16 protein-coding genes and 1 riboswitch are annotated in these 18,208 nt (G+C 58.9%); of the genes, 7 read left to right on the forward strand and 9 right to left on the reverse strand.

Annotation, left to right across the window (positions count from 1 at the left end):
* The 5 genes from ACC569_RS09810 to ACC569_RS09830 all read left to right on the forward strand — a co-directional run.
* Nucleotides 1-794 (forward strand): WD40/YVTN/BNR-like repeat-containing protein (locus ACC569_RS09810; RefSeq protein WP_372523339.1); only part of this gene is annotated, 794 nt, incomplete at its 5' end.
* Between the two features lie 467 nt (nt 795-1,261).
* Nucleotides 1,262-1,810 (forward strand): 1,6-anhydro-N-acetylmuramyl-L-alanine amidase AmpD, encoded by a 549-nt coding sequence (ampD, locus tag ACC569_RS09815; RefSeq protein ID WP_372523340.1) that lies wholly within the window; start codon nt 1,262-1,264, stop codon nt 1,808-1,810.
* A gap of 279 nt (nt 1,811-2,089) precedes the next feature.
* Complete coding sequence (locus ACC569_RS09820; RefSeq protein WP_372523341.1) at nt 2,090-3,019, forward strand: cobalamin biosynthesis protein; 930 nt, start codon at nt 2,090-2,092, stop codon at nt 3,017-3,019.
* Between the two features lie 92 nt (nt 3,020-3,111).
* Nucleotides 3,112-3,723 carry a histidine phosphatase family protein gene (locus tag ACC569_RS09825; RefSeq protein ID WP_372523342.1) on the forward strand — a complete coding sequence of 204 codons (612 nt, stop codon included), beginning with the start codon at nt 3,112-3,114 and terminating at the stop codon, nt 3,721-3,723.
* Between the two features lie 96 nt (nt 3,724-3,819).
* Nucleotides 3,820-4,647 carry a cobalamin-binding protein gene (locus tag ACC569_RS09830; RefSeq protein ID WP_372523343.1) on the forward strand — a complete coding sequence of 276 codons (828 nt, stop codon included), beginning with the start codon at nt 3,820-3,822 and terminating at the stop codon, nt 4,645-4,647.
* Here ACC569_RS09830 and ACC569_RS09835 read toward each other — a convergent pair.
* From ACC569_RS09835 to ACC569_RS09875, 9 genes are all read right to left on the reverse strand, one after another.
* Nucleotides 4,644-5,195 carry a cob(I)yrinic acid a,c-diamide adenosyltransferase gene (locus ACC569_RS09835; protein ID WP_372523344.1) on the reverse strand — a complete coding sequence of 184 codons (552 nt, stop codon included), beginning with the start codon at nt 5,193-5,195 and terminating at the stop codon, nt 4,644-4,646. The two genes, ACC569_RS09830 and ACC569_RS09835, sit on opposite strands and share 4 nt — an antisense overlap.
* Before the next feature lies 1 nt (nt 5,196).
* Nucleotides 5,197-5,814 carry an energy transducer TonB gene (locus ACC569_RS09840; RefSeq protein WP_372523345.1) on the reverse strand — a complete coding sequence of 206 codons (618 nt, stop codon included), beginning with the start codon at nt 5,812-5,814 and terminating at the stop codon, nt 5,197-5,199.
* Nucleotides 5,815-5,827: 13 nt separating this feature from the next.
* Nucleotides 5,828-7,771: a TonB-dependent receptor plug domain-containing protein gene (locus ACC569_RS09845; protein WP_372523346.1), complete on the reverse strand. Its 1,944-nt coding sequence runs from the start codon at nt 7,769-7,771 to the stop codon at nt 5,828-5,830.
* Nucleotides 7,772-7,880: 109 nt separating this feature from the next.
* Nucleotides 7,881-8,126, reverse strand: a riboswitch (cobalamin riboswitch).
* A gap of 187 nt (nt 8,127-8,313) precedes the next feature.
* A complete protein-coding gene (locus tag ACC569_RS09850) occupies nt 8,314-8,535 on the reverse strand; it encodes a hypothetical protein (RefSeq protein ID WP_372523347.1) in 222 nt (73 codons plus the stop codon).
* 187 nt (nt 8,536-8,722) lie between these two features.
* Entirely contained in the window at nt 8,723-11,086 is a 2,364-nt protein-coding gene (locus ACC569_RS09855) for a putative bifunctional diguanylate cyclase/phosphodiesterase (RefSeq protein ID WP_372523348.1), read from the reverse strand.
* A 172-nt stretch (nt 11,087-11,258) separates the two neighbouring features.
* Complete coding sequence (locus ACC569_RS09860; RefSeq protein WP_372523349.1) at nt 11,259-12,020, reverse strand: ABC transporter ATP-binding protein; 762 nt, start codon at nt 12,018-12,020, stop codon at nt 11,259-11,261.
* A complete protein-coding gene (locus ACC569_RS09865) occupies nt 12,020-12,991 on the reverse strand; it encodes a FecCD family ABC transporter permease (RefSeq protein ID WP_372523350.1) in 972 nt (323 codons plus the stop codon). The genes ACC569_RS09860 and ACC569_RS09865 overlap by 1 nt, the downstream gene beginning before the upstream one ends.
* A gap of 11 nt (nt 12,992-13,002) precedes the next feature.
* Nucleotides 13,003-13,656 (reverse strand): HAD family hydrolase, encoded by a 654-nt coding sequence (locus ACC569_RS09870; protein ID WP_372523351.1) that lies wholly within the window; start codon nt 13,654-13,656, stop codon nt 13,003-13,005.
* 75 nt (nt 13,657-13,731) lie between these two features.
* Entirely contained in the window at nt 13,732-14,754 is a 1,023-nt protein-coding gene (locus ACC569_RS09875) for a WD40 repeat domain-containing protein (protein WP_372523352.1), read from the reverse strand.
* A gap of 41 nt (nt 14,755-14,795) precedes the next feature.
* Here ACC569_RS09875 and ACC569_RS09880 point away from each other — a divergent pair, with 41 nt between their 5' ends.
* Nucleotides 14,796-15,284 carry an RNA pyrophosphohydrolase gene (locus ACC569_RS09880; RefSeq protein ID WP_372523353.1) on the forward strand — a complete coding sequence of 163 codons (489 nt, stop codon included), beginning with the start codon at nt 14,796-14,798 and terminating at the stop codon, nt 15,282-15,284.
* 14 nt (nt 15,285-15,298) lie between these two features.
* On the forward strand, nt 15,299-18,007 hold the full coding sequence (locus tag ACC569_RS09885) for an efflux RND transporter permease subunit (RefSeq protein ID WP_372523354.1): 2,709 nt from the start codon (nt 15,299-15,301) through the stop codon (nt 18,005-18,007).
* Nucleotides 18,008-18,208: the final 201 nt, after the last annotated feature.

The following is an 18,208-nucleotide window of genomic DNA, read 5'->3' on the forward strand; positions in this document are numbered from 1 at the left end:
CCCTCTACGGCATCGCCTCCTCGGCATCGCAGGTGGTCGCCGTCGGATCGCTCGGGACCATCATTACCTCCACGGATGGCAATTCCTGGGCGACGAGCGCTTCCAATGTCGTCGTCAATCTTAATGGGATCGCCACCTCGGGAACAAAATTTGCCGCAGTAGGCGACTTGGGAACGATCGTCACCTCGTCCGACCTTGTTACCTGGACACTGCAGGCCTCGGGGACCACAAACCGCTTGCGCGCTATAGCTTGGACCGGGTCGCAGTTCATCGCCGTCGGCGATTCCGGAACAATCCTGACCTCACCCGATGCCGCGACTTGGACGAAACAGACATCCGGGACGACGAATGACTTGTATGGTGTCGCAGGTAATAACACTCAGCCTCAGAATGTAGTAGTCGGAGCCGGAGATACCATCCTGACTTCACCAACAGGCGCAACCTGGACGCCCAGGACATCGCAGGGTGGGAACATGCTCCACAGCGTGGTTTGGTCGGGAGTCCAGTTCTTGATTGCGGGAGATAGTATTAATGGCACCGTACAGACTTCATACGACGGAATAACCTGGACGGGCCATACGACCCGCTGGGGCAATGCTATGTACGGAGCCGCCTGGTCGGGAGCTCAGTTCGAGATAGTTGGGACGGCTGGGATAACCCAGACCTCACCTGATGGCATCAGTTGGACCTCCCCGCAGAACAATTCATTTGTGCCAGATCTGAACGGTGTCGCCTGGTTTAAAAACCAGTTCATTGCGGTGGGAATGAATGGAGCCATCTATTTGTTACCATGAAAAATGTGAACAATTTAAATTGTTTTTTTACTTTTACTTAATTTTGTTAGAGCTTTTCGATAGCCTCAAATATCCCACCTGTTAAGGCTCTTGAATCCAGTGGGCAGTCGTGATCAAACTACATTACTGATCTTCCCCCTTCCTCAAGCCAACAGTAGATTCAGATGCCGATTGCGACAACTCTCTGAGCCAATTGGACACAGTCCACGGCCTCTTGTGGCTGTCTCTTATTGGCTGTCGAAACTCATAAAAACTCGTGTGAAACCACCCAAAAGTGCGCAATGTAAGAGACACAAAACAGGGCGTATAGGTATTATTTTTCAAAGCGATATGGAACAATAGGCTGGCCGTTTCGTAATCAGTAGGTCATCGGTTCGACTCCGGTCACCGGCACCATCTTAAAGGGGACTGTCAGATACAATTTCTTCATGACCCCGTTTCGGATTGCAAAGGAACTGCACAGTGTCATGCAAATTGATACGACGAGCGGACTCATCCGGGGCGCGCCGTATGTGGCTTCTCCCAATTGTGACGCACGCCCGGAAGGGGCGCCGATAGACACCCTGGTAATACATTCGATTAGCCTCCCACCGGGAAGATTCGGTGGGCAGGGTATCGAGCAGCTGTTCTGCAACACCCTGAATCCCGATGACCATCCTTATTATCGTGAGATCCAGAATCTGAAGGTCTCGACTCATGTCCTGATACGTCGCAATGGTCAGCTTGTCCAATTCGTGCCATTGCACCAGCGTGCCTGGCACGCGGGTTTGTCGTATTGCGAGGGGAGAAGCCGTATTAACGATTTTTCCGTCGGTGTCGAACTGGAGGGGGCGGATGATCTCCCATTTGAGGATGCCCAGTACGAGTCGCTAACCAAGCTTACCCGCACCCTCCGGCAGACTTATCCTGCCATCACGCCAGAACGCATATATGGACATTGCGATATTGCGCCCGGACGCAAGACGGATCCAGGCCCGACGTTTGATTGGAAAAGGTATCTGGATACTTGTGCGTAGCGCCCAGTGCCCGAGGCGAAGCTCCTTCGAAGGGAGCATGTCGGGCCGCCACAAGCGACGATGTTCATTGAGTCGCCTGGCCACCACCGCCGAAAGAGCTATCGCCACGGGCGGTGGCGGCTCCTTCGGCAATGGGCGCAGGTAGCCCGCAATGAGCCATGTTTCGCTACTGCCGCCGTCTCCGAAAGAGCTGTGCCACGGGATCCGGCGGCTAGGACTTGCCTTGTGACACGCGTGGCCATTACATTTACATGTAAACAAGGATGAAAAACGGTTGGCATGAGTGAAATACTGATTGCAGTACTGTTGGCGATCACGCTGGATCATCTGATTCCCGATCGTCAGGGAATCAAGCCCTTCGTCTGGTATCGCGACTGGGCGGAATCCATCGAGGAACGATTCAACGGTGGCAAACGTGCGCACGGTGTCGGTGCCGTCATGCTGGCAACGTTGCCCATTGTCGCTGGCGTGCTTCTTCTTCACTACGTTCTCGGGCAACTCGCCTGGATACTCCGCTTAGCCTTCGATGTCGTGGTGCTTTACTTGTGCGTCGATGTCCATCGCCCCGGAAAAACGGCGAATGCGATATCGAATGCCCTGGAATCCAGCGATCTCGATGAAGCGAACGAGAAATTGCAGGAACTGACCGGGAAAGGCGCCACGGAGAAAAACGAAGCCGACATCGCGCGTGCGGCGGTGGAAGGCGTGCTCAAGCAGGGTAATTCATTAATCGTGTCGCCGATTTTCTGGTTCATGCTGCTGGGCCCATTCGGGGCGGTATTGCAGCGGCTAAGTTGCATTCTGGATTCTCTCTGGGGGCACCGTTACGAGCGTTTCGCCGAATTCGGCTGGGCGGCGGCCCGCTTCGATGATCTGCTGGGATGGATACCGGCACGCATCACCGCGCTTTCCTACGCGCTGATGGGCAGCTTCGAGGACGCGCTGCACTGCTGGCGTCGGCGCGTCGGGGTCTGGTCGGATATCAATAGTGGTCCGCTGCTAGCCTCCGGTTTCGGCGCGATGCATATGCAGATTTGCGAGGCGCAAGAAGAGGACGAATATGCCGAACGATCTTCCGATCTCACCGTCGTCCCGGATGCCGGCCATGTGCGCCGCGTCGTCGCCCTCGTCTGGCGGGTGCTGTTGTTATGGCTCGTCGTCGGCATATTGATGACGGGGGCACATCTGGCTGGTCTCTTCTCAGGCTAGTCCGTGTATCTATAGACTCTCCCGGCACAATCTGCGGCCCGATTTCCACTGCAGTGCGCCATGCGTAAATATGGATTTTTTCCGCTCGCTTCATGTCCCGGAAGCTGATAACCACTCTCGATCTGATGCGTCACGGCGAATCCGTCGGGGGACGCAAGTATCGCGGTCAGACGGACGATCCGCTGAGCGAAAAAGGTTGGGCGCAAATGCGAGACGCCGTGGGCAATCATTGTCCGTGGCAGGCTGTGATTAGTTCTTCCCTCTTACGTTGCGCGGATTTTGCCCGGGAGCTGGCCAAGCGTCACCAATTGCCGCTGGAAATCGACGCACGCCTGATCGAATTGGGTTTTGGTGCGTGGGAAGGGCGCACTCCCGACGTGCTGACCGCGGCGGATCCTGAAATACTTAATAGATTCCGCAGTAATCCGGTAGCGCATGCGCCGCAAGGCGCCGAACCGCTTACGGCATTTCGAGACCGGATTATTTCTGCCTGGGACAGCCTGCTTGAACACCATGGTGGAAAACATGTGCTGGTTGTCGCACATGCCGGTGTGATTCGCATGGTTGTCGCACATGTGCTCAATGCACCACTTCAGCATCTGTTCCGCTTGCAGGTGCCAAATGCCGGGATTACCCGCATCCGTGTCGATAAGCATGGCGGACAGCTGTTTCCGCAACTGCTGTTCCATGGTGGCAATTTGTGATCCAGCATGAATAAATTTATTCCCATATTCCAGCGATGGCTTCGGCTCTGGTTGGGATGCCTGACGATCATCTCGACAGCCCATGCGGAAATTGTCGTGCCTGATGACGCAGGCAGGATGCTGACGCTTGTATCGCCCGCCCGGCGCATTGTCAGTCTGGCACCGAACGTCACGGAACTGCTGTACGTGGCAGGCGCAGGAAATTTCGTTGTGGGTGCCGTGGCGTACAGTGATTATCCCGAGGCGGCGAAAAGCATTCCCCGCGTGGGCAGCGGAGCGGGTCTTGATGTCGAAGCGATCGTCGCATTGCACCCGGATCTTGTCATCGCTTGGCAATCCGGCAACCCTTCGTGGCAGGTCGAACGATTGATCTCGCTTGGGATGCCTGTTTTTGTGACCGAGCCACGTCATCTCGATGACATGGTCGACTTGCTGGAACGACTCGGCAAGCTCGCCGGGACAGAAGCACTTGCCGGCAAGACTGCCGCGGATTTTCGCCGGCACCTCGCGCGGCTACGTGCCCGGTATTCAGGCCGCCCGGTTGTGCCGGTGTTTTATCAGATTCTGGACAGTTCCCTGCTTACGGTAAGTCGTCGCCACCTTATCAACGATGTCATTCAGCTATGCGGCGGACGAAATATTTATGCCGATTTGCCGGGATTGACGCCGCGGGTAGATATGGAATCCGTGGTGCAAAGAAATCCGGAAGTTATTCTGGCCAGCGGCTACGATGCGCTGTGGCAGGAATGGCGCGATCGCTGGCGGGCGCTGTCCATGCTCACCGCTTCCACGCGCGACAATCTGTTATTCATTCCACCTGATTTGATCGAGCGCCAGAGCCTGAGAATTCTTGATGGATCTGAGCGGATATGTGCCACGCTCGAACAGGCGCGGGCGAAAAGAAAAGTGTCAGGCAGTCCTTAGCGGTTCTTGCCGGGTTGCCACAGAACATCAGTGCGCCCGGCATGAACGTTCAGCACGCGCGCGAGAACAAACAGCAGATCGGATAGACGGTTCAGGTATTTTGTTGCGGCAGTGTTTATTTTCTCCTCTTCTCCAAGGTGAATCACACGCCGTTCCGCGCGGCGGCATACGGACCGCGCCAGATGACACATGGCCGAGGCCTCAGATCCTCCAGGAAGTATAAATTCCTTGAGCGGGGGTAAGTCTGCATTGAATTTGTCCAGTATGGTCTCCAGACGTTTTACATGTGGCTCGGCGATGGCGGAACGGCCGGGAATGCTGAGTTCACCACCGAGGTCAAAAAGTTCATGCTGGACGTCCGTAAGACTGACGCGTATTTCATTCGACAATTGATGAGTGAGCAGCAGGCCAAGGAGGCTGTTCAACTCATCCACCGTGCCAATCGCCTCGATGCGCCGGTCGGTTTTCTTCACGCGCAAACCGTCGCCCAGACCGGTGGTGCCGTCATCGCCGGTGCGAGTATAGATTTTGGTTAGGCGATGGCCCATGTTAGCTCGTAAGCCGATAAATGACCGGGATGCGCGCACGATAAGTACGGCCGCTCAGCCAGATGCGCGCATCGGGTATTGAACCGATCTTGTTCAGAATTAACAAGGCGTCCTCGTCAAGAATGCGATACCCCGATGATCGAACCACCCGGATATCGCGAATTTCGCCTTCAGCGCTGATCTGAAGCGCGACAAGAACCTCGCCTTCCCAACCTTGTCGCAGGGCAAATGGCGGGTAAACAAAATGCTCCTGGATGGAGCGGCGTATGAGCCCGAACATGTGATTGGCTATCCCGTTTTCAGGCATCGCCTCCGTCTCCTCAGTGGAGGGGTATTCGTCGTGAGTCGGCATTATTTGTTGGGAGCGTGTGTTTGCTGACGGCGCGTCGCCGTTGGCGGGAAAAAGTTGGGAGTGTTGTGGCGAATACCGGCCGGCCGATTCTGCGACCGGCGCAACCGATGCCGCGTTCCGCCATGCAGAAACCCATAGCGTGTGTTTATCGACAAGCGGCTCCGTGGGGGACGGAGACGGAAGCCAGGAGACGGCTATTCCGTGCACCAGCACGGACAGAGTCATCCAAAACATGATGCGGCGGTATCGGGTTGTTGAATCTCTCATATTGACCTCCGACCTAGAAGTTTGCCTCTATCCCGGCAAAGAAACCCACACCGGTTCCCTGGAAGCCGTCGATGGGTTCATATTTTTTGTTGAAAAGGTTGTCGATCTTTCCGTGGACACGGATGTTTTTCGACGATTGCCATGTTGCGACAAGCCCGGTAACGGTATAACCGCCGGTTTCAATAGTTGCGCCGGAAACGCGGTCTACGTCTTTACGGCGGCCGGTATAGCGCAGGCTGAGTGCGAGATCAACGTCCGGCATGATCGGGGCTTTACCTTGGACTGACGCCATTTCTCGAGGACGGCGGAGCAATTCCTGACCGTTTTGGTCTAGTGTACGAGTCCGTGTGTACTCGGCCTGGAGCGTCGTTTTGGTCGAGGGCCGGAATGCGACGCCGGTTTCATAACCTTCAATGGTGGCACTGTCGATGTTGACCGACGTACTGTCGAAGCTCGGCAAGTATATGACCTTGATAAGGTTTGTGATACGGTTTTTGTAGTATGTGAAATACGGTTCAACGCGTCCTGCGTACAGCGCCTGTTCGATGCCGACTTCCCATCCTTTGCTTTCCTCGGGTTTGAGGGCGGGGTTGCCACTGTAGGTTGTACCGAAATTGGTCGGCGTCGATCCGAAACGTTCGAACAGTGAGGGAGCACGAAAACCCGTGCCGTAACTGGCCTTGAGTTTCGTTGCCGTGCTGGGAATGGCGTACAGCGGGGTGAACCGGTAAGTTTTGGCGCCGGGGAAGCTGTCGTAGTTATCCGAGCGTGCATTGACAGTCCCGTGAAAATTTTCTGCGATCGTAAATTGGTCTTGGAGATACCAGCTTTCCAATCGTTCCTGAACGTTCGTGTTTTCTGTGAGAACGAAATCGCCAAAGCCAGAACCAAACACGGAAGTTCCAGTGGCGGTCATGCTGTCCTTCTTTGTTTCGTAGCCTAGCACCGCGCTATTGCTGTTTGACAGGGCAATCTGGTTCTGAAAATCGGTCGTTTCGGTTTCACCCAGGAACCGGGTATGTTCCTCGTCGCCGAGCGAGGATTGACGATTGTTATCGATTGTCCTGTCCTGACGCGACCTGGAATATCCGAGAGCGGGCTTCCAACGCCCATCCGCCAGGGAGGATTTGGCCTCGAGACGGACGAACCGTTGTGTAACGCTGCCTTCCGAGTCCGTATCCTCGCCCGTACCGATATCCAGCTGCGAATGCGCGTGAATCGATCTGGCGTAAAGATTGAGTTCGGTGCCTGCGGTTGGCGTGATACCACCCTGAAAAGATGCGGTTGTGTTGCGGTACCCGTCATTCTCGTTGCCCTGTCCGGCGCGTAAACGTTCTGGGGTGAAGGATTGACCCGCGGTGTTGAATTGTGAGATCTCCATCGAGTAATGAAATCGGGAGTCACTCCCCTGTGCGGATAATCCCTCGGTGTAGGTGTGAAACGAACCCCCTTCGAAAGATGCCGCGTATTGGTTGGGCCCCTGGCCACGCTTGGTGATGATATTGATCACGCCGCCGAGTGCACCCGAGCCGTAGAGAGTGCTTTGCGGGCCACGGACAATTTCGATTCGTTCGACGTTGTTCAGACTCAGATGCGCGAAGTCATAAGCGCCGTTCGGTGTGCTGGGATCGGATATTTCAATTCCGTCGAGCAGGACGAGGGTGTGATTGGAGTTCGTGCCGCGAGTGAATAACGAGGTCTGGGCGCCGACGCCGCCAGAAGTGGCGACGCGCATTCCGGGCTGTGCTGCCAACGCTTCCGGGAGACTGTGCCATTGATTAGCCTGGATATCTTCGGCCGTGATGATGGTAACCGAGCTGGCAATCTGTTGCAGGGGCGTTGGAATACGTGTGGCGGTGATGACGATCGGTTCCTCCGCGCCGCTCGTGGCGCCGAAAACCGAAACGGGGGTGATGCACGCCATGCCAATGATGAGACGGGCTACCGATATTTTCATTTTTTTCTCCGCAAACCGCGCGCACCCGCGCAGGGGTTGGTTTAAGTGTGCGGAGGAAGGGGAGAAGCGGAAGGCGCGAGGCCATTGCCGCCCGCGCCGCCCTCCGCGACACCGTTTGGTCACCTCAGGCCGGTCTCCGGACTCACGAGTGGATTGACCCGGCGAATCGCCTTCCCGTCGACATCAATCGCTTGCGATTGAGGCCAGACAGTGGCGCTTGATTCGCCTTGACTCGTTTACCGTTGCGGGGGCAGTGCCGGGATTGTCCGCCGTAATTTCTCGATGGACGCACCGGCTTCCCGTTTCATCTCCCGGAATGAAAATTCCGGGAAACACCTGAAGCTCTTGAGCTACATGCTCGCGTGCAATATATGAAGCGACAGCAGCTGTGTCAATGTTTGACGAAACTTGTAATCACGGTGCGTGATATGCAGGTTGCGATGCAACTATGCCATGATGTTTTCGTTCACGGCGCGGAAATAAAAAAGCCGGCCCGAAGGCCGGCTTTTTACATGAGACTGATGACTGAAATCTTGTCAGCCTTACTTCTTCTCGGGGGTAGCAGGAGCAGCAGGGGCCGCCGGTGCAGCAGGAGCAGCAGCGCCCGGGGCAGCGGCATCCGCCGGTTTGGCGGCATCCGCCGCGGGGGCAGCCGGGGCCATCGGTACCGCTACCGGGGCGGCAGCCTTCTGTTCCTTTTTCTCACAGGCGGTTACTGCCGTCATGGCCAACAGTGCGGCAAGCAGAATCGAGTACTTTTTCATATAGTTAAGCTTCCTTTTTAAGGTGTAAATAAACCGTGAATGGAAATTGGTAATCCAAGACTACATCAAACAGCAGGGCGCATATTCTTCTTAAATTGGAGAAACTTTCCATCGTTATTATTGCATATAAAGATCAATGATTTTTATTGATATTGCTCAAAATGACACGGGCAAGCAGAAAGCAGGATCAGGAAACCAGACGCGGAGCGCCGTAGAACAGGCCCTGGGCATTGCAAATCCCGATTTCCTGGAGCGCGTGTTCGGTAGCAGCGTCCTCCACGCTTTCAGCGATGGTTTGCATCCCGAAGGAGGAGGCCAGTTCGTGGATATGGGTCACGATCTTGCGGTCGGCCTCGTTTTGCAGCATGCCGCGCACGAATGAGCCCTCGATTTTGAGGTAATCCGGGCGGAACTGGTTGAGGAAGTTGTACGTGGAATAACCGCTGCCGAAATCGTCGAGCGCCAGCTTGCAACCGAAGGCGCGCAGGGTCTGGATATCCTGATGCAGACCATCGCTCAAGGGAATGGTCTCGCGCTCGGTGATCTCGATGGTAATCGAGCGTCCTTCGGCACAGGCCGGCTTGAGCAACCGGCTCAGATCCTGCACAAATTCCTTGTCGTTGAAAGAAGAGATATCCACGTTGAGAAACAAGGCATGTTCCGAGGGAGACAGCAATAGCGCCTGGCCGATGACGTGCAGGTCCACTTCACGCGTCAGCCCCAGCTCCTCCGCCACCGTGATGAAATCCTTTGCCTGAATCACCAGACCGTTGACCCGCATGCGGGCCAGGACTTCGTAGGCCATCGGTATCCCGTTCTTGAGATTGCAGATGGGCTGAAAGGCGGGATGGATGTGGCCCTGCTCGATCGCATTGCGCAACTGGAACCCCTGGCTGAAGATCGACATCACCGCCTTGCTGATGTCCGGTGAAAGCACTTCGATACGGTTGCGGCCGCCGCGTTTGCTGTGATAGAGCGCGACATCCGCGGCGCTCACCAGGTCCTGGGCGTTGGCGCCGTGCGTCGGCGCCTCGGCCACGCCCATGGAGGACTGAAGCTGCATGTGCCCCACCGGCAGCGGGATGCGCGTATCACTGATGCAGTCGTGGAGCTTCTGCGCGATGCGGGTGGCGTTTTCGATATCGGTGTTCTTGAGCACCATGGCGAATTCATCGCCCGCTAGGCGCGCGATGTAGTCGTTGCGCCGCACCTGCTGCTTGAGCAATTGGGCGGTGGTGCGCAGCACCTCGTCGCCGAAGGGATGACCGTAGGTGTCATTGATGAATTTGAAACCGTCGAGATCAATGAGCAGCAGGCACACCGGCATGTTCTTCGGCAGATGATCCGACAAGATTACTTCCAGCTGGCTGTCAAAGTGGCGGCGGTTGTAAAGGCCGGTCAACGGATCGGTGACCGACAGGTGATAGAGCTCGTCCTGGTATCGGCTCAGCAGGTGGTTGAGTTCGACGCTCCTGGTGATATCGCTGAACGTGCCGATTATGCCGGTGAAATTTCCCGCCGAGTCGGTTTGTGCATCGGCATCGAGACTCATCCACAAGTGTTTGCCATCCGCTGAGCGCAGCGAGATCTCGCGGTTTTTCTCGTGCAGGCGCGGGAGTGTGTTCACTTCGAAGTCGCGGATGGCGTCCTCGCCCAGAAGAAAATCGCTGAAAGATTTTCCGAGCGAATCGTCCGCGGTAAAGCCGGTCAGCGCCTGCCAGGCCGGGTTGAGGAAGATGATGTGGCCGTCGGCATCGAGTTCGAACAGGATTTCGTGCATGCTGTTCACGAGTTTTCGCAGGCGCGTTTCGCTGTATTCGAGCAGCTCGCGCGTTTCCTCGAGGCTTTGAATGTAGTGCCGCATCGTGGCCGAGCCGTCGGCGAACGCCTGGTTGAGTTCCTGGATTTCGCGGCTGCCCGACTCGATCAGTTTGACGCGCGGATGCCAGTTGCCGTGGGCGAATTCGCGCGCCCATTCCATGAGCGGCCGTAGCGGTGCGGTGAAACGGGTGAGCAGCAGGTACGCCAGCAGGAAAGCCACGGCCAGCACGATCGCGGTCAACGCGCTGCCGACAACCATCACGTGCCGTACGCTCTGATTGAGCGGTGCGTACGATAGCACCGCTTCGATGCGCCCGACCTTCGCGCCGTTAACGTTGACTTCGGAAATGAGCAGCGGGCTTGCACCGGAAACGCCCGCCAGTATCCGTGACATCCAGCTGGCCGGCTCCGCGTTGCCCTGATGCTGGTATAACAGCGAGCCGCCGCCCTCATCGACGATGCGGATCGAAGCGATCGTGGGGTCGGCGGCGATTTTTTGCATGTAATTGTCCAGCCCCGTGACATCGTAGTTCGTCACCATGCCGCGCACGGCCGGCTCGACGAACACCATCAGGTTCTGGGCCAGTTGTTGTTGTGTCTCGAGATGGGCGTGGGCCGCCTGGCGCGCGAAAGCGAGGGTGACGGCGGCGGCGGTAAACAATAAAAGGATGGAGAAGGAGGCGGCGATCCGCGCACGCAAGGTTCGTGGGAAAAGCCGCAGACGCATCATAGGTACGTCACCGCCGGGAAAAGGAGAAGCAAAGGAAGGACCGGGAGCCCATGCCTTGGCGCGGATTTAAGCAGACGACTCAATCCCAATGCGCGTGCCCCATCCTCAATTTAAGTGCCGCTGCGAGTGGCCGGAAGTATAACGGTCGGCCCTTTTTTAATCCACTTGGGCGCTAGTCCGGCAGATACCAGCGGGCGCCCTCGGCATGAATTTCACGCAGGCGGCAGTGGTACAGCCGCTCGAGGTTCGGGCGCGCGAGCATGTCGGACAGCGGTCCATGGAGGCATTCGCCATCGTCGAACAGCAGAATGCCGTGGGTGCCGAAGCGCGCGGCGAGATTAACGTCGTGTAGAACAAAAATGTTCAGGTGGCCAGGCCGGTATGCGCGGCCGGCCAGCAATTCCAGTATCCGGACCTGGTGGCGCAGATCGAGATGATTCGTCGGCTCGTCCAGCAGGCAGATGGGCGCGTCCTGGGCGAGCAGAGCGGCGATTTCAACGCGCCGCCGCTCGCCGCCCGACAGCGTGGCGAGCGGCCGCTGGGCAAAACCGGCGAGTTCGACGGCCTCGAGCGCGGTTTCGGCCGCGCGATAATCTTCCGTGCTTTCCCACTGCCAGCGTTCCAGACGCGGGTAACGGCCGGTCAGCACGGTCTCGAGCGCCGTGGCCGGGAATGCCGGTTCGAAATCCTGAAACAGCACGCCCACCCGCCGCGCGCGCTGACGATGCGGGGTGTCGCGCACGGGAATGTCGTCGAGCATGACGCCACCTTGATCCGGTTCGCGCAGACCGGCGAGCGCGTGCAGCAGCGTGGTCTTGCCGCTGCCATTCGCCCCGAGGATTACCCAGTTCTCACCGGCGTTGAAGCCGACATCGAGCCGATCGCACAGGGTGCGATCGGCGACGCGCAGTGTCAGGCGGTCTGTGCGCAGCATCAGCGTGTGCGGGCCAGAAGAAAAAGAAACACCGGGACGCCCAGCAGGGCGGTGAGCACGCCGACCGGGAGTTGCGTGGGCGCCGTCGCGCTGCGCGCCAGGGTATCGGCCACCGTCAGAAATCCGCCGCCGAGCAGGACGCTCGCGGGCAGCAGAAAGCGGTGATCGGAGCCGCCGGCCAACCTTAATATATGGGGAATGACCAAACCCACGAACCCGATGCTTCCCGCCAGCGTGACCGCCATGGCGGTCAGTAGCGAGGCCAGGAGATAAATGATAAGACGCAGCCGCGCCGGATTCTCTCCCAGCGTGGCGGCGACATTTTCGCCGCGCATGAGCAGATTGAGCGGGCGCGCGAGCCACAGGGACACCGCGAGCCCGGCCATCAGGGCGACGATCGCCGCCCTGGGCTGTGAGGCGTAACTCAGATCGCCGATCAGCCAGAAGAGCATTCCTTGAACCTGCGTTGCCGGCGCCACGGCCAGAATCAGGCTGATCACGGCGCCCCAGCCGGCGGCAACCACCACGCCGGTGAGAAGCAGACGATTCTGTGTCCAGGCGCTACCGGCGCGGCTCAGACCGAAGACGATGAGCATGGAAAGCATGGCGCCGAGGAAGGCGTTGCCACGCAACCATCCCGCGCCGAGACCGGCCAGCATCGAAAGCAGCGTCGCGACCGCCGCGCCGCCCGAGATGCCGAGCACATAGGGATCCGCGAGCGGATTACGCAACAGCACTTGCAGTAATGCGCCCGAGAGCGCCAGCAGTCCACCCACGGCGAAGGCTGAGAGCGCGCGCGGGAGACGCAATTCATGTATGACCAGATACGCCGTGGCGTTGTCGTGCCCGCCGAGCAGCGCCCGCCACAGTTCTGTCGCACCGATATTCAGGCTGCCCTGGGACAGGGCAAACCACAGGCTTAACGGCGCCGCGGCCAGCAACAGGAGCGTGATCGGCAGGCGGCGGTTCATGGGCGATTGGCTCAGCGCAGGGGCAGAATCTGCCAACCGCGCTGCTGCGCCTCGCACCGCAGGGTATCGTCGGGATTGACCGCCACCGGGTGGTCGACGATGGTAAGCAACGGCAGATCGTTGTGCGAATCGCTGTAGAACCAACTGTCCTGCAAGGTCTGCCCCTGTTCCTGCATCCAGCTTTTCAGCCGCGTCACCTTGCCTTCGCGGTAGCAGGGCGTGCCCGCGACCCTACCGGTGAAGCGCCCGTCGCGTTCCTCCGGTTCGGTGGCGATCAGGTGCGGAATGTCGAACTCCCAGGCGATCGGTTCGGTGACGAAGCGGTTGGTCGCGGTGATGATGACGAGCGTATCGCCGTGCGCGCGGTGCAAATTCACGAGCGCCCGCGCCGCGGGCGTGATCATGGGCAGAATCTTGTCCTGCATGTACTGCCGGTGCCAGCGGTCGAGGCTGGCGCGATCGTGGGCGGCGAGTGGTTTCAGCGCGAACGCCAGAAACTCCATGATATCGAGCGTGCCCGCCTGATACTGGGCGTAGTAACGCTCGTTCTCGCGCTCGTACTCCACGCCGTCGACGACGTGGTTCTCGATCAGGAACCGGCCCCACGCGTGATCGCTGTCACCGCGCAGCAGCGTGTTGTCCAGGTCAAAGATGGCGAGGCTCAAGTGTTAAACTCGTTTAAATAAATAAATTTAGAAACGCCAGGACGCCAGGGGCGCTGGGATTTCGTGAAATATATTTCATTTCGTGAAGAAAGTCCGTTCCTGCAGGGGATTTTGCAGGTCCCAGATATATACGCTTGCGTCGTCGGAAGTCGAGGCCAGATAGCGCCCGTCGGGCGAAAGGCGCACGAAGCTGCCGCACAGCTCATGCGGTTGAAAGCGCTTGAGCACGGCACCGGTCGCGGCGTCGAGCAGGTATACCGCGCTGTCGGTCTGACGGCCGATGCTTGCCAGCGTCCGGCCGTCGCGGCTGAAGCTGATCGACTTGACGATACCGTGATGCGCCGTCGGTAAAACCTGCAGGCCGCCGTTATCGAGCCGCCAGCGGAACAGATTGAACCAGCCGCTGCCCATGAGAAAAGTCCCGTCGGGCGCGAAGGCCAGGTCCTGTGCGTCCGTGGGTGGAGCGGGCAATGGGCGCGGTTCCTCGCTTCCTCGCCAGTAAAACACGCGGCCATCGGTTCCGCTCGAGGCCAGTTGGTCGGTGGCGGCATGATAAGCTACCGCGCGCACCGCGCCGCGATGCGGATGCAGGTCGCGCGCGAGAGAAAGATCGGCGAGCCGCCACAGGCGTACATGCCCGTCGCTGTGTCCGGTGACGACGAGATTGGCGGCTTCATCCGCCGCCATGCTGGTGACCGGTGCCGGTGTGTTCAGGCGTTTCAGCAGCGCTCCCTCGCGCGTCCAGCGCGCGAGCGTTCCATCGTAGGCGGCGGAGAGCAGTTCGCGGTCGTGGTCGAGAAACACGAGCCCCTGCAACGAGTCGGTGTGCGCTTTCCAGCCGGAGAGTTCCTTTCCGTCCGGCAAACGCCACAGGCGGACGCGGCCCTCCGAGCCACCGGTGGCGAGGGTTTCCGAGCGGTTGTCGAAGGCAAGGGTGTAGCCGTTGTTGTGAGCATCCCGCAGGACGACATTGGCGGGAATACGGGGCAATGAAGCGCAGCCGGAAAGACCCAGCACGCCTGTCAGCAGCCCGATGCCAATGCGCTGCCTGATGCTTCGTTCGGCATTGCCGCCGCGGCGGCTTCGTGGAAAAATCACCCTAAAGTTCTCACCGTATTTCGGTTTTCGCGGGATTGTTAATGATAGACGAACACGGTTACCGCCCCAACGTGGGCATTATCCTGTGCAATCACCACAACCAGGTTTTCTGGGCGCGGCGCTGCGGCCAGGATGGCTGGCAGTTCCCGCAGGGCGGCATTCGCCCGAAGGAAGCCATTGAGGCCGCCATGTACCGCGAGCTGCGTGAAGAGGTCGGCCTCGTTCCGTCGCATGTCGAGATACTGGGACGAACCCGCGACTGGCTGCATTACGATATTCCCGACGATTATCGCCGCCGCAACCCGAACAGCGCCTTCCGGGGTCAGAAACAGATCTGGTTCCTGTTGCGTCATCTGGGATCCGATAATGACGTGCGGCTCGATCTGTGCGAGCGGCCTGAATTCGACGAGTGGTGCTGGATCGAGTACTGGAGACCGCTTGAGCACATCATCAATTTCAAACGCGAAGTGTACCAGCGCGCGCTCGCCGAACTCGAGCCTCTCCTGACTCTCTCGCGCGCGCAGGATTAAGGAATACGCGGCGCATGCCTCCGGCCGCCGTCCGTCCGTCTTCGCGACATCGTTTTCTTGTCGTCCTCGCCACGCTGACTGTTTTGTTGTTGGGGTTTTTCGCGCTCGCCCGTCTTCCGATCGACCTGTTGCCCGCGCATGAGGCGCCGCACTTGCTGGTGCGGGTTTCGGTGCCGGGTGTGAGCGCGTCGGTGATCGAGGAAAAAATTACACGCCGGCTGGAACAAACGCTTACCGGAACCGCGGGAGTGACAAGTATCGAGTCGGTCACCACGTCGGGCGGCGCCATCATCGATTTGCAGTTGAAACACCGGCGCGATATCGAAGCCGCGCAGCAGGATATGACTGTCCGGCTCGAGCGGGCCAAATCATTCTGGCCCGCTTCGGTGGAGCCGCCGGGCGTTTCCATTGTGGACGCATCGTCGGTCGCGGCGGAATTTGTCGTGACATCGCGCGAACGCGACCCGCTGGCATTGCGTGACTGGGTCCAGGATGAGTTCGCCAGAAAGCTCCGCGAGTTGCCAGGCGTGTCCACGGTGGACGTGCAAGGCGGCGCGGTGCGCGAAATCCTGGTGATGCCGGATCAGCGGCGCTTGGCGGGATTCGGACTTTCATTTGGCGATCTGTTGCAGGCGATCCGCAAGGGTCCCGCGACGGACACCCCGGTTCGGCGTCTGCCGGCGAAGAGCCGCGGTCGCCACGTGGCAATGCAATCGGGCGGTGCCGCCGCCGTGGCGGCGCTGCCGGTAATCCTGCCCGGCGGTGAAAGTATCTCTCTCTCCGAAATCGCCACGGTAACGCTCGGTGAAGGCGCGCGACCCGAGCATTTCCGTTTTGACGGCAGGGAGGCCGTTAAGCTGACTGTTCACAGGCAACCGCGGGTGGTCATGTCGGACGTGGTCGAACGGGTTCAGGCGCACGGGGAATGGATGCGCGCGAACCGGTTGATTCCCGAAGACATCGAGATCCACCCGCTCTCGCAGAAACTTGTTCAGGCGCGGCAAACGCTCGGGCGTATCGCCCTGGCGCTCGTGGCGGGCGTGGCGCTGGCGCTGTTCACGGGGCAGCTGTTGCTGGGCAGTGGACGACGTAGCGTAATACTCGGGGTAGTGATCGCCGCCTCGTTGCAAGCAGCTTTTGTATTGATGGCGCTGTCGAGGCTCACGCTCGATGTGATGACACTCGGGGCGCTGGCGCTGGGCGCGGGTCTTTTCGGCAGCAGCGCCATCCTGCTGTTCGAAAATGGCCGCCGCCCCGCGGACCACAGTGCCATAACGGTTAGTCCGGTTATGGCGATGGTCGTTGCTCTTCCTGTCGCGCTGCTGCCGGTTTTGTTCGTGAGCGGTGGGATAAACCTGCTGTTCCGGGAATTCGTCCTCGTATTTGGCGCCACCTGGCTGATCTCCGCGTTGTTCGCTCTGATACTGGTTCCGGCGTTCGACAAGCGCCGCCGCTATGGGTCGGCGCGGAGAAATGGGTCCGTCGGTCATGGGATTGCCGGAATACGCCAATCGTACGATAACCTGCTGCGCCGGCTGCTGCGGAAACCCGTGGCAGCGCTGATAACGGCATTTATTCTGGCGGCCCTGATGTTGACGGTGTTTTCCATTAAAGGACAGGAAGCCCCGCTGAGCGACGATACGGGAGCCGTGGTGGTGCGCATTCAGGGAGCCGATCGCGAACGCTTGGCCAGTTTCGCCGACGACATCGTGCAGCGGCTGCGTTCCGTGCCGGATTGGCGTGAAGCAAGGCACAGCTTGCAGACTTCACACGAGGAACTCAGTCTGCGCATAAATGAAGATCGCGCGCGTGAACGGGGAATCGATATCACCGATGCCGGGAGGGCGCTGGCGATCGCACTCACCGGCATTCCGGCCGGGGATTTCCGCGACGCCGAACATCGCTATGACATACGCCTGCGTTTGCCGCCGGAGGAATCCAATAGCGCCGTTGCCTTGGGCCGGATACTGATGCTCGGTGAACTGGAGAACCGGCCGGCCGTGCATCTGGGCGATGTCGCCAGCGTCGAACGCATTTCCGCCCCGGCGCAGATTCATCGCCGTAATGGAATTCCGGATGTCGAGATCGTGGCATCGCCTGCCGATGGCGTATCGCCGCAGCAGGCATGGGCACGGATGCACGCGATGCTTGAAAATTACAAACTTCCCGCCGATTACCGGTTATCCTTCCCGGGCTCGGAAAATCTTGTGGAAACAAGTCGCCGCCAGGAACCCGCGCTGTTTGGATTGGCGCTGTCTTTTTTGTTCATCATACAGGCGTTGTTGCACCGATCTCTGCGTGCCGCGACGATGATTACCTTGACTGCCTTGAGCGTCACCGCGGGAACCGGCGCGGTATTGCTGCTGTCCGGCATGCCGTTGTCACCGGCGGTGTGGCTGGGCGGATTGATCCTGACCGGCATCACGGCGGGGCAGGCGGCGATATTCGCCGCTTCCGTTTCCGGATTGAGCGGACAGGATCTGTCATGGCAACAGAAACTGCGACGGGTTGCCAAATATCAATTCCGCCCATTGTTGGTGCTGAGCCTGGTCACCGTCATGGGCGTGATACCGCTTGTGTTTACCAGCGGCGCGGCGGCCGTTTTGCGTCCTGTGATGATTACTGTCGGAGTGGGTTTTTTATTTTCATTGCCGGCGATTTTGTTTCTTGTGCCGGCGCTGACTATATTTCTTGCGCGCAAGGAACAAAGCCGCGGACAATGACGTCTATAATGTCTGCATATTGTTGTCTGCGAGAGATTCGCTTCGTATTATAAATTTTATGGAGGACCCCGTGACCCAACACCCCCGCCGTACCTTCCTGAGAAACACCCTGGCCACCGCGGTGCTCGTTGCCGTCGGCGGCACCGGCCTGTTCCGCCCGTCCCGGGCACTCGCCGCCGAATGGCCCAAGGACGCCTTCAC

Origin of the sequence: Sulfuricaulis sp. (assembly GCF_041499725.1) — a bacterium.
Classification (GTDB): Bacteria; Pseudomonadota; Gammaproteobacteria; order Acidiferrobacterales; family Sulfurifustaceae; genus Sulfuricaulis.

Coding starts and splice junctions, on each gene's coding strand:
- ampD (WP_372523340.1), top strand. CDS start 1,262: ATGCAAATTGATACGACGAGCGGACTCATCCGGGGCGCGCCGTATGTG.
- ACC569_RS09820 (WP_372523341.1), top strand. CDS start 2,090: ATGAGTGAAATACTGATTGCAGTACTGTTGGCGATCACGCTGGATCAT.
- ACC569_RS09825 (WP_372523342.1), top strand. CDS start 3,112: ATGTCCCGGAAGCTGATAACCACTCTCGATCTGATGCGTCACGGCGAA.
- ACC569_RS09835 (WP_372523344.1), bottom strand. CDS start 5,195: ATGGGCCATCGCCTAACCAAAATCTATACTCGCACCGGCGATGACGGC.
- ACC569_RS09840 (WP_372523345.1), bottom strand. CDS start 5,814: ATGAGAGATTCAACAACCCGATACCGCCGCATCATGTTTTGGATGACT.
- ACC569_RS09845 (WP_372523346.1), bottom strand. CDS start 7,771: ATGAAAATATCGGTAGCCCGTCTCATCATTGGCATGGCGTGCATCACC.
- ACC569_RS09850 (WP_372523347.1), bottom strand. CDS start 8,535: ATGAAAAAGTACTCGATTCTGCTTGCCGCACTGTTGGCCATGACGGCA.
- ACC569_RS09855 (WP_372523348.1), bottom strand. CDS start 11,086: ATGATGCGTCTGCGGCTTTTCCCACGAACCTTGCGTGCGCGGATCGCC.
- ACC569_RS09860 (WP_372523349.1), bottom strand. CDS start 12,020: ATGCTGCGCACAGACCGCCTGACACTGCGCGTCGCCGATCGCACCCTG.
- ACC569_RS09865 (WP_372523350.1), bottom strand. CDS start 12,991: ATGAACCGCCGCCTGCCGATCACGCTCCTGTTGCTGGCCGCGGCGCCG.
- ACC569_RS09880 (WP_372523353.1), top strand. CDS start 14,796: ATGATAGACGAACACGGTTACCGCCCCAACGTGGGCATTATCCTGTGC.
- ACC569_RS09885 (WP_372523354.1), top strand. CDS start 15,299: ATGCCTCCGGCCGCCGTCCGTCCGTCTTCGCGACATCGTTTTCTTGTC.